The following is an 11826-nucleotide window of genomic DNA, read 5'->3' as shown; positions in this document are numbered from 1 at the left end:
TTCTTGCACCACTTCTACAGGCTCCGACTCCGGCCTTGTGTCAAGTGCAACTTCTTCCTCCGACACGGCTTCAGATACCGTTTCTATTTCCGGGAGCGCTTCCTCCTCAACAAGCGCTTCCTCCACTACGATTTCCTCCTCCGCTGCCTCTTCTTCAGCCGCATCAGGCAAGGGGGAATCCTCAGACAAAGAAAGGGTCGTTGGCGCACGGCGGGCAAAGATACTGCCGCCGTCGCTCGCACAGGAAGTGATGAGAATCATCAACGCCAACATTAATGTGACTCGGCAACCATAGCTATTCAGCGCTTTTTTTATCATGATAAAGCTTCCTTCGTTTAAGGCATCTCCACTCATCCGCCATTTCTTCAAAAAAACGTTAATCCTGTTAGTGGGAACAACGCCGTCTGCCTTAACTATTCCATACGGTTCTTTGTCTATTCTATCTCTTTTATGAGTTGCGGCACAGGCTTCGATCTCAGGATTTTTACGGGCATCTTTTTGTGCCGCACTATGGAGCGATTTATCCCGGCGGCTTTGAGAATATGCCAAAGTCTTGATATACTCTTCCTATAGAATAAATTGGGCTTCAGGATTCATCCGGGCAGGTATTTTCGGGATCATGGGTATCATGAATTTGGGCATTTATACCCCGTACTAAATCTCGAATTTTACCGCTCATAGAGTAAAGCTTATTGTTTTTCTATAAAACGATTTTCAATTGGGCAAACACAAAGGACGGTTTGAATGCAATTTGATCTCGTGTCAATAGGCGTTGTGTGCGCTGATATTATGGTGCGGCCTGTAGATGAGATGCCGAAACGAGGCACCCTCAAACTGGTTCCTCGTTTGGAAATGCATCTGGGAGGGCTTGCCGCCGTTACCGCCAGTATTTTCAGTCAATTGGGCGGTCGTGCCGCCTTCCTCGGCAGACTGGGAAAAGATGGTTTCGGTGATTATCTTCTTTCTGCACTGCAACGCAATAAAGTCAATGTAGACGGCGTAAAGCGCGTGAATAACATTCTTTCCTCCGCCACCGTAGTGCTTGTTGACGGAACAGGGGAACGCACCTTTTTGCATCACGTGGGCACCAATGCGGACACCTGCGAAGAAGACGCTGATTATGAGATGATCGGCGCCTCTCACTTGTTCCATTGGGGCGGACCCGCGATTATGCCGCGCTTGGATGGAGACCCCATGGGCCGCGTCTTTCAGCGCGCTCAAACCCTCGGTGTCATCACAAGCATGGACACCTGTTTTGATGGTAAAGGGATTTGGCTTCCCTTAATTGCCGCGTCGCTGCCCCATCTCGACATTATCTTTTCCAGCTTCGAAGAGGCGAGCCACTACACCGGCTGTCAGACGCCGGAAAGCATTGCTTCCTTCTACTTGGATCATGGCGTTAAAACTGCTGTGATCAAACTCGGCGCAGACGGCATCTACGCTCGGGATCAAAAAGAAACGGTTCAGCTGCCGGCGCACAAGGTTGACGTTGTCGACTCCACCGGCGCAGGCGACGCAAGCTGCGGTGGATTCCTTTATGGAAAACGACAAGGCTGGTCCCTGGAAAAATGTGTGCGGCTCGCCAATGCGGTGGGCGGGCTGACCGTGCAGCAAATGGGCGGCGCAGAAGCCATCACCGGCTTAGACGAAACCTTGGCATTTATGGAGACTTTGGCATGAGTGCATTACTAATTTGTATTGTCTTAGCCCTTTCCGGACAAAATCCCGGTACTGTCGTTATCAAGGAAGCAGAACTTGCACCGCCTCCGGGCATGAGCATGAGCGGCGCGCCTGTCACCACAGCGCCCGCACTGCCCAATGTTAAAGAAGAGCTGAACGCCGTTGAAGCCGAAGCGCGTCAACGCTACGACGAAGGTGCGCAAGAATTGCAATGGGAATATGATGAACACGGCAACCCCGTGGCGAGGTCTGTGAACCAAATGACGCCGGAGCCTGCCCTTCCGACACCAGCTCCGGTACCGGCGCCGACACCTGTGCAGACACCGGCACCCATGCCAACACAAAATCAAACACCGGCACCTGTTACCGAAGTGAGTCCTTCTCCTTCGACTTCTTACGGCACACAACCGGTGATGACCTTTTGGTTTGTCGTCCACAAATAACCTTTAACCAAGATGGAATTCCGATGAAATCCTCCTCCGGATCCTATATAGTTTTGTTCATAGCCCTTCTTCTTGCAGGAGCCGCATGGGCCGATTCGACGCAAAAGATGCGCGACCATGAGACGAACCGAGCAAACTTTAATAAAGGCTTGGCAACTCTCGTTCAATTGCGCGATACGCAACAGAGCTCCGAAATAAACAGCGATTCAGAATGGATCATTGCGGAAGCCCTTTCCATAGAAGAAGCCGTTGAACCAGTGAGCATCACCATTGCTAAGGACATCATTCAGGAAGCAGCTGATGAGCGGGAAGCGATGGAAGCGGCTGAAGTAGCGGAAGAAACGGAAACGGAAGCTAAAGAGCCCCAAGCTGTGAGCTCCGCAACCTTATACAGCTCGAAGTTAGGCCACCCCTCCCCCAATCCTCTTGAACAATTGGATAAACATGCACTCCAAAAAGCGCTGCTCCGACCCTTGGAGTTCGGTGAAATGAGTTTGGGATTTGAGCCGCCCGACTGGACGGAACCCCTGCGTGACATTAAGGCCGATTCTATGGTGGCCGATTTAACAACGGGCGAAACCGTATTAAACGACAATGTTCATTTGCGATTGGGTTCCATGCTCTTTGAATCCGATTCCTTTCGCTATTCCGAAACGGAAGGGCATTACCAAGCACAAGGACAGGTCCGTGTCTACCAACATGAATCCGAACTGACCGCAGACTCACTCACCTACACCACGCCCGAACAAGAGCTTGTAGAACGTTCCTTTATCTTGGAGCCGGGCCCGGACGAAGGAAGTTTTGCAAAACGGCGCTTGAGTATGGGCCGCCTTCTCGCGGAAAATCTGCACGTCGTAGAACCAACCCGTGAGTTGTACGCCGATTATGTGGATTACGACTTTGCCAAAGAGTGTGGAGAACTGCATAACGCGCGGGGGCTTGCCACTGTATTTTATTATGAAGCCGCCTATATCCAAATCAACAGCCACGAAGATGCGGTCATCAAAGATGCGTGGCTAACCACCTGCCCGAGACCGAACCCGCACTACCGCATTCACGTGAAAGAATTAACCTTAAAAGGCGCAGAAGAGGTTACCCTTCGTAAAGCACGCCTCTATCTGGGCCGTGTGAAAACACCCTTCTATATTCCCTTTTTCCGCAGCGGCGAAGATAGTCCCTATACCTTGGATTATGACGGCGGACGGCGCGCGGAATTGGGCTATTTCGCCAATGTAGGCACCCAGTTTGAGATCACCCCGGAAATCAGTGCCGGGCCGAGAATCATGCCCACAGAGAAAGAAGGTGTCGGTCTGGGAGGCGACCTATACTACGACTTTATGAACAAGCCCACCTCCCCCCTCTACCGCAGCAAAGGTGAGATCCACGGACTCCATACGACCAGTGACCGAGGTTATGGGCTCCTTCGTCATCGTTGGGAATATGACAAAGATCTGGTGTTGCGCATGGAAGCCGAACAATGGTCTGATGAGGATTTTTATAAAGACTTTTTCTACGAAGACTATCGCAACCGTACGGAGCCGCGCACTTTTGCCGACATCAGATACCGAACAGAAGACTTTATCGCAGCCGGTACGGCACGGGTGAATACCCACGGCTGGATCAACGAAGCAGAACAATTGCCGGAAGTAGCTTTCCACTTGATTGAGCGGCCCCTTGCCGAAAATTTCTACGTATCTTATGACACGCTCACCGGCTATAACCGACGCAAATGGCTGGATCAGGAAGGCGCACGGAGCCTGCATATCGCCAGGCTGACCTATGACTGGGAGCCCGCGAAAAGTCTCAATATTACCCCCTTCTATGAGGCGGCCGGAGCATGGTATCACCGCACCCTTGAGGGCAGCGAAGATGCAACACGCTTCTCGAACCATATGGGCGTGACTGCCCAGACCCGGATGCACAAAATTTATCCGGGAGCCTTAAGCTTTTCCGGATTCAAACATGTACTCGAACCTTCCGTCACCTATTCCTACCGAACGAGCCCGACCCTCGCTTCACAAAAGACACCCTTTTATGACAGCTATGACAACGTCTATGGACGAAGCCGCATCGAAACAAAAATCAATAATGTCATTTACGGGCGGGATGCGGAGACCAACGATGTGTGGCAGGTGGCCCGACTGACCTTATACCAAGGCAATGATTTCTGGAACGAAGTACGCAAAGCCGATGACTACGAATTTGAAGTGGACATTCGCCCCCGTTCCTGGTGGGGATTCCAGCTCATCGGCGAAAAACACAATGTGCGCGGCTTCATCGTTCCCGATGACGCGCCGCCCTTATACAAACGCTGGTTTTACCAAGGCTATGAACGCCTCTTCGACAGATCCTTTAACCACGAAGCAGAATACTGTAAGGCTATGAATGCCGACTTCTCCAGGTTGTTGACGCAGGTCTACTACGATAAGACCCCCTTGGGCGGTAAAGTATCCGGCCGTCTAGGATTCGCCTATACCGATACACGGGGTGAAATTTACAATCAAGAAATTTTGTACGGCATGGGCTATAAACTAAGTGATACTTGGGCAATCGGCTTCGAACATATCTACAATATCAAAGATAATTATATGCGCAACCAAACCTATGAAATTCGGCACGCCTTTGATTGTCTGGAAACGGCGCTCCGTTTCCGAGACCGCGAATCCGGATTTGATGTGAATGTGGAAGTCAGTTTGGTCGCATTCCCGGGCAATACCATCCGCTTCTAAAACTTCCCTTTAAGCGGAGTCCGGGATTTTGGTATGCTTGAAAAAAAGGAAACGATGATCCGCTCTTTGGAAATATATCGATTCACCAATAGGGACTGTGTGTTGCTCACGATGATGCATAAGGGGAGTGACGAAAAAATATAAAGCGCAACACCAAGGAGTATTCATGGAGAGAAGAGGATGAAGCAGCGACGCCATGACGGATGGGCAACCCGTTTCGGCCTGATCATGGCCATGGCCGGAAATGCCGTAGGGCTCGGCAACTTTTTGCGGTTCCCCGGAAAAGCGGCACAGTTCGGCGGCGCTTTTATGATCCCCTACTTATGCGCATTGACCTTATTGGGCATACCCCTCATGTGGATGGAATGGTCCATCGGCCGCTATGGCGGCGGATACGGTCATGGCAGTACGCCCGGCATGTTCCACCGCCTCTGGCGCCATCCCGCAGCCAAATACTTAGGTATTTTCGGCATACTCCTGCCCGCCATGGTCGGCGTCTATTACATTTACATTGAATCGTGGTCCCTTGGATACGCTTGGCAAACCATGACCGGCAGTTACTGGGGTCAAACAAGCCACGGCGAAATGAAAACCGTTTTTTCCAATTACCTTGGTATGAAGGATGGCTTCTTCGCGTTTAACCCCCAATCCTATCTGTTTTTTCTCATCACCTTTGCGGTCAACGTGATTGTCTTCAGCCGCGGCATCTCGCGGGGCATTGAAATTGTAGCGAAATATTGCATGCCCCTGCTCCTCTTTATTGGTATCATCCTTGCCATCCGCGTCTTGACGCTCCCCCCTATGGAGGGGCGCAGCATCGGCGTGGGACTGGGTCAGATTTGGCACATTGACGACTGGAGCACCCTTTTCTCTTCTGACGTGTGGATCGCAGCCACAGGGCAAGTCTTTTTCACGCTCAGCGTGGGGCTGGGCATGATTCACACCTACGCCAGTTATTTGAGAAAAAAACACGATATCGTCCTGAGCGGATTGAGCGCCTGCGCCACCAACGAATTCGCAGAAGTCATTTTGGGCGGGACCATTGCCATACCGGCAGCAGTCCTCTTTTTTGGTGTTGCCCAAGCGCAAACCATCGCACAGGAAGGAACCTTCTCCCTAGGCTTCTTTGCGCTGCCCGTCATATTCCAACAAATGCCTGCAGGACAGTTTTTCGGGACCCTGTGGTTTTTGCTTTTGTTCCTCGCAGGCTTAACCTCATCCATGGCCATGTTTACACCCCTCCTCGTTTTTCTGGAAGAAGAGCTACGGCTCACCCGCGAACAGGGCGTGAAATTCATCGCGGTAAGCGTGTTCATCATCATGCAGCCCGTCGTTTTGTTTATGCACCGCGGCGTACTCGACGAAATCGATTATTGGGTGGGCGACTTTGGGCTCGTACTCTTCGCCGCCATCGAAACCGTTATCTTTTCCTGGATCTTCGGCATGAGCAAAGGCTGGAAAGAAATGCACCTGGGCGCAGATCTTCGTGTGCCCCGCATCTTTTTCTACATCATGAAATACATCACCCCCACCTTCATGGCGCTTCTCTTAATCTGGTATGCCTACGATGGATTGTTGGCACGCTTGCTCATGAAAAATGTGGAAGCACAATCCCAACCCTACCTGTGGCTGGCACGGATCATGATTATCGGCACGGCATTGGCGCTCATCGCAGCCGTGCGCTATGCATGGCGCAACCATAACAGCACGCTTGATGACGAGCTCCCCACCGTCGAGGAGGAAGCATCATGACCACCCTATCGTGGCTCTTTATGGGTTCCATCTGGATCATTATCTTCGCACTGAACATCTTTTGTTTCCGACGCATGTTTTGGAAAAAACAGCCCTCGGAAGGCACCGACTCCAACGAAGAAATGATCCGTTAATCTCACACAGGCGCGACCATCTATCGCTCCCTAGCATTCTACACGCTTCCTATCAAAGCGCCGCTTGGAAACGATATTTTCCGGAGCCAATGTGAAAAGAAATACTTTCCGCATCGCTGCTCTCTTTCACAATGCCCACGCTATCTAGACTCTCGCCGCCTTCCATCACGCCGTCGGCATCCGATGTGGGAATACGCACAGTTGCCGTCGTATTGGCGGGTATGTCCACATCCAAAAAGAATTGTCCATCTTCAATCCGCCACGACGACAAGATGGTACCCCGTATGGACTGATACAGCATGGAGGCATTGGTCAACCCGCCGCCCGGTACCGGTTCAATGCGAATTCGTTTAAAGCCGGGGGTCTCCAAACGTATACCTGCAATTCGGCTGTACAGCCATTCTCCCACGGCACCAAAGGCATAGTGGTTGAAGGAATTCATCCTTGAATCGGAGAAGCCTTCGTCGGGGGTCCACCCGTTCCACCGTTCCCACATGGTCGTAGCGCCTTGGATCACCTGAAACAACCACGACGGATAATCCGTATTCATGAGCAAACTGTAAGCCACATCGTCATGTCCTGCCAAGCTCAGCGTGGGCAGCAGGCGCGGCGTTCCAATGAAGCCTGTCGCCAGATGACCATCGAAGCGCTCGATTTCTTTCAGATAATTTTCAGCCGCTTTTTCGCGTAAGTCTTCAGGGATCAGATCAAAAGCAAAAGCCAAGGCGTAACCGGTCTGACTGCTTTCCAGAATGCGGCCTTCCTCATCAACAAAATTATCGATAAAGGTTTGGCGTATCGTCTGATGGAGCGCCGCGTAGCGAGCCGCCTCTTCACGACGGCCGATAACATCTGCCATCTGCGACATGATATCTGCCAAATAGGCAAAATAGGCCGTGCAAATAACTTCATCTTTTGCGCCGCCGCCAAGGTTGAGCCAATCGCCGAAACCAAGGTCTTTACGGATATAATTGCTGCTCGTACTTTCCAAGAAATCCATGCCTTTTATAAGGCGGTCATAGTGGCGCTCAATAATACTCTTGTCACCATAAAACTGGTAGTAGAGCCAAGGGCAGATCATCGCAGCATCTCCCCACGCCACCGCTCCGCCCGAGAAAATAACGTCAGGAGCGACATGGGGAAAACTGCCGTTTTCCAATTGACCGTCCTCGATCAGATCGACGCGCCACTTATTAAAGACCGCGCCTATGCCCGCCGTATACAGGGCAGTGGGCATGAAGAATTGTGCGTCGCCGGTCCAGCCCAGCCGTTCATCACGCTGCGGACAATCGGTGGGAGCCTCCAGATAATTACCTTTCAATCCCCAGGCAATATTATGGGCAAGCTGGTTTAACAGCGGATTGGAACTTTCAAAATGCGCCGTAATCGGCACGTCAGCCTGCATCATGATGCCTGTAACCGCTTCGGGCGGCAGCGCAGCTTCCAGACCTCGAATTTCCACATAGCGAAAGCCATGAAAGGTGAAGGCAGGTTCCAGCACAACATCGCCGTCCTGAGCGAGCAGATAGGTATCTGCCGCCTGCGCACTGCGCAGCGCCTCCGTATAAACCATGCCGTTGTCTTGGAGCATTTCCGCATGGCGCACTTGAATGCGCTGATCCGCTTTTCCCGCCAGCTGAAGGCGTACCCAACCCACTATATTTTGACCCAGATCGTACACATAAACACCGGCTTCGGGTTCAGTGCAGCTTTGCGCCGTGAACCGTTCAAATTGGCGCACAGGCGCGCCGGGATAAGCTTCAAGGAGGGGCGGCACAATCTCAGGTTCCGCAAGCGTTACCGGCTCCCAAGAGGCATCATCAAAATCGACGCCGGTCCATCCCGGCGTGGAAAGGCGTAGATCATAGTTCTCCCCTTGCAAGAGATCTGCACCGCGAATCTCGCCGTAACTGCAGCGCCATTCGCCATCCGTGGGGATGCACTCACGCGTACCATCGGCGTATTCCAGTTCCAGCTGACCATATAATTTGGGGCGGGTGCCATAGAGTCCCGGGAATTTATGTCCAATATGACCGGCGTACCATCCGTTCGCCAAGCGCGCGCTTAACACGTTGGTCTCACCGCTGCGCAGCATCTCGCTCACATCGTAGGTGTGGTAATACAAGCGTTTCCGATAATCAGTCCAGCCCGGCGTGAAATAATCTGCGCTTATCCGCTTTCCGTTCAACCGGAAATCTGCAATACCCAAAGCCGTTACATATAGGACGGCACGGCGAAGCTCGGGCTTCGCTTCGAAACTGCGGCGCAGCTGCGCTACCGGCCTAAATTGCGCATGATGCACCACACTCTCTTCCCAAGGAGCCGAACGGAGAAGACCAATCTCAAAAGCATTGCGCCAGCTGCTGTCGTCAAATTCGGCAGCCAACCAATTCTTGCCGGGATCCTCATTGCTGCACTTCCAATCTTTTCCGGAATATAAATCAACGGTTGTGCCGTTGTTGCCCACGATGCGCAAAGCAGCAATCCAGCCTGCCGGTCCGTTTGTATTGTGCGCTTTTACCGCCAGCGTATTGCTGCCCGGTTTCAAAAATCCTTCCACCAAAAAAGGACGGATCCGCTTCCAATTATCGATCGTCCCTTCTCCTAAACCGACCTGAGCGCCGTTGATCCATAGTTCCGCGCTGTTGTCTACCGCCATGAAAAGACGGGCGCTGATAATACCCATGGAGGACGGCAATTCAAGGCTATAGCGGAACCAACAATCTCCCTCGGGCGCATTTTCATTCGGCTTCTCATCGGGATACCAGATCCATCGTGCCTGATCCACATTTGGCGCGCCGGCAATTTCTAAATCAACGAGATCCTCTTGCGAACCGCCAATCCATTGCGCCTGCCAATCTTCTTTTTCTAAGAGCCCCACACTGAAACGAGCGGGCGCACTCCATGCAGACACAGCGCCCTCGTTGTCCCAAACGCGCAGCTCCCACCAACACAGCGTCCGTGATCCTAAGGCGACCCCTTCATAAGGGATGTGCAGTGAATCGCTTGAATCGACTTGCCCCGAATCCCACAAGTTTCCTTCGTCTTGAGCCAAGTGCGCCTCCGAATCAGCACACAAAATCTGGTAGGCACTCTGGACACGATCGCGCTGTTCCGCTTCCAACATCCATGAAAAACGAGGAGAGGGCACATCAATACCCTCAGGATTAATACGGTATTCGGTAGTGAGAGAAATCGGCTGCATAGTGGATGATACTCCTACAAGCGTGACACTGGCAAGGGCGAACAGGCTCGTTAAAGAAAACATGGCGCAGTTCCTTTGATTGATGGTGAAACACAGCAAAGACTGAGATCACGAAAGTATTCCGGTGATCCCAAATTCGTTAAACGGAGAAAGACCGCATGAAAATGCGTACATAATCCGCTTAATCATACGAAAGAAAGGGGGGTGTTTAAAAATCAGTAACAGAAGTCCTTAAAAAAGGTGCTCCTCTTCTAACATTCGATTTGAATTGTATCAGACGCGGCGCCGCGAAATAACGCCCAGACCCACGAGGCTCATACCAATGACAAGCCAATCGCCCAGTGTCTTTTCTATCAATTCCGGCAAGGACAGCAACTTATCATTCGCCTTGCAGCAGCCGCTGCCCGGATCCAAATCATCCTCTTCGCCTTCGACAGTCGCTTCGCCTTCGCCTTCAACGGTTGTTTCGTCTTCACCTTCGACAGTCGCTTCGCCTTCGCCTTCAACGGTTGTTTCGTCTTCACCTTCGACAGTCGCTTCGCCTTCGACAATCGTTTCGCCTTCAACAGTTGTTTCGCCTTCGGCTGAATTTTCTCCTTCCCCACTCTCCTCACCCTCCTTCGGTGTCTCGCTGTCACCTACATAGTCCGGCTCGGGCTGTACCGCTTGCAGATATGGATATCCGCCGTTGAATTCTGACTCTACATCATGAGCCCAGGTATACACAAAGTCCCATGCTTCATAGGTGTTGCCGTCGTAAGGGTAGCGCATCTGCACTGTTGTACGCCCTTCTCCTCCTGCGCTCGTCGTCTGTCCGGAACGATCCAAATCCCAATAGCAAGCCGCCGTTTCGGTATTGTAATTGTATCCGGCAAAACCACCCACAGCGAAGCCGGCTCCCGTAACTTTTACTTTACTATAGCAATTGACAACGGAGCTGCTTTGCATATTTCCAATGAGGCCGCCAACGTTGTATAGGTTGCCGCCGACGACCGAACCCATGGCATAGCAGTTGTTGACCGTCGTATCTTTCAGATTCCCGATGAGACCGCCAACATAATAGCTATTACTCATGGCGTCGCACGCTGCATAACAGCCGCTAATCGTGCCGCCGCCACTTTCGCCGACAAGACCGCCAACACTTTGTTGCCCCGTAACCATGCCAACGGCGCAGCTGCTGCTGATCGTATCTTCGTTGTATCCGACAAGTCCGCCCACATAATACTGATTGCTGACCACCTCGCACCGGGCAGAGCAGCCGCTAATCAAACCCGCTTCATTGCTGCCCACGATCCCACCCACAAAATTGGATCCCGTAATCTTTCCCGTCCCATGACAATTCTCGATGGTGCCGCCGTTCTTGTAGCCGACAAGGAGTCCCACATGATTATAATGGCCCTGACTCATGACTTCGCAGTCCTCCAGCCAAATATTGTTGAGGGAAGCGCCCATACTCATAGCGCCAATAAGCCCCACCCCATCTTGCAAGGGCTTATCAATAACCAATCCTCGAATAACAAATCTTTGCCCGTCTATACTGCCCAAAAAAGGCTCGCTTTTGTTCCCGATAGGTGAAAAGCCTTTCCCGTCGTTCCAATCCACCGTGCTGCTTGCATCAATATCATTGATGAGCACATAACTGTCCTCCAACGACCATCCGGCGACACTGCCGATCTTTTGTAATTCATAAGCAGTTGATATTTCAATAATCGCATCAGCCGAACCTGCTGCAAAGGCCACTACAATCAGTGTAACGATTAGGCCAACGATCGCAGTTCTTCCTCGCCTTTTCATGGGTCGCCTTCCTTTGTCGATCCTAAGAATCGATAGTACATTTCCGAAATAGATATCTATTCAAAACACGAATATTGAGTTAATCCCAA

The 11826-nt window shown here is 51.7% G+C and carries 8 protein-coding genes; 5 read left to right on the top strand and 3 right to left on the bottom strand.

Going from position 1 to position 11826, the window contains the following annotated elements; translation table 11 throughout:
• Nucleotides 1-318 (bottom strand): hypothetical protein (locus GX117_06290; GenBank protein NLO32951.1); only part of this gene is annotated, 318 nt, incomplete at its 3' end.
• Nucleotides 319-744: 426 nt separating this feature from the next.
• On the opposite strand from GX117_06290, the gene GX117_06285 reads away from it, so the two are divergent.
• The 5 genes from GX117_06285 (at nucleotide 745) to GX117_06265 (ending at nucleotide 6738) form a co-directional block, all read left to right on the top strand.
• On the top strand, nucleotides 745-1680 hold the full coding sequence (locus GX117_06285; protein NLO32950.1) for a carbohydrate kinase family protein: 936 nt from the start codon (nucleotides 745-747) through the stop codon (nucleotides 1678-1680).
• On the top strand, nucleotides 1677-2123 hold the full coding sequence (locus tag GX117_06280) for a hypothetical protein (protein NLO32949.1): 447 nt from the start codon (nucleotides 1677-1679) through the stop codon (nucleotides 2121-2123). Before GX117_06285 ends, GX117_06280 begins: the two co-directional genes overlap by 4 nt.
• Nucleotides 2124-2146: 23 nt before the next feature.
• The gene (locus GX117_06275) at nucleotides 2147-4852 is read left to right on the top strand and encodes an LPS-assembly protein LptD (GenBank protein NLO32948.1); all 2706 of its coding nucleotides are present in this window, start codon (nucleotides 2147-2149) and stop codon (nucleotides 4850-4852) included.
• Nucleotides 4853-5032: 180 nt separating this feature from the next.
• Nucleotides 5033-6604 (top strand): sodium-dependent transporter, encoded by a 1572-nt coding sequence (locus GX117_06270; protein ID NLO32947.1) that lies wholly within the window; start codon nucleotides 5033-5035, stop codon nucleotides 6602-6604.
• A complete protein-coding gene (locus GX117_06265; protein ID NLO32946.1) occupies nucleotides 6601-6738 on the top strand; it encodes a hypothetical protein in 138 nt (45 codons plus the stop codon). The genes GX117_06270 and GX117_06265 overlap by 4 nt, the downstream gene beginning before the upstream one ends.
• Before the next feature lie 52 nt (nucleotides 6739-6790).
• Here GX117_06265 and GX117_06260 read toward each other — a convergent pair whose 3' ends face one another.
• Together GX117_06260 and GX117_06255 are read right to left on the bottom strand one after the other, a co-directional pair.
• Nucleotides 6791-10006 carry a family 78 glycoside hydrolase catalytic domain gene (locus GX117_06260; protein ID NLO32945.1) on the bottom strand — a complete coding sequence of 1072 codons (3216 nt, stop codon included), beginning with the start codon at nucleotides 10004-10006 and terminating at the stop codon, nucleotides 6791-6793.
• 210 nt (nucleotides 10007-10216) lie between these two features.
• On the bottom strand, nucleotides 10217-11737 hold the full coding sequence (locus tag GX117_06255; GenBank protein ID NLO32944.1) for a hypothetical protein: 1521 nt from the start codon (nucleotides 11735-11737) through the stop codon (nucleotides 10217-10219).
• Between the last annotated feature and the right edge of the window lie 89 nt (nucleotides 11738-11826).

The organism is Candidatus Hydrogenedentota bacterium (assembly GCA_012523015.1).
Classification (GTDB): domain Bacteria; phylum Hydrogenedentota; class Hydrogenedentia; order Hydrogenedentales; family CAITNO01; genus JAAYBJ01.
This window is presented reverse-complemented; position numbering and strand designations above follow the sequence as displayed.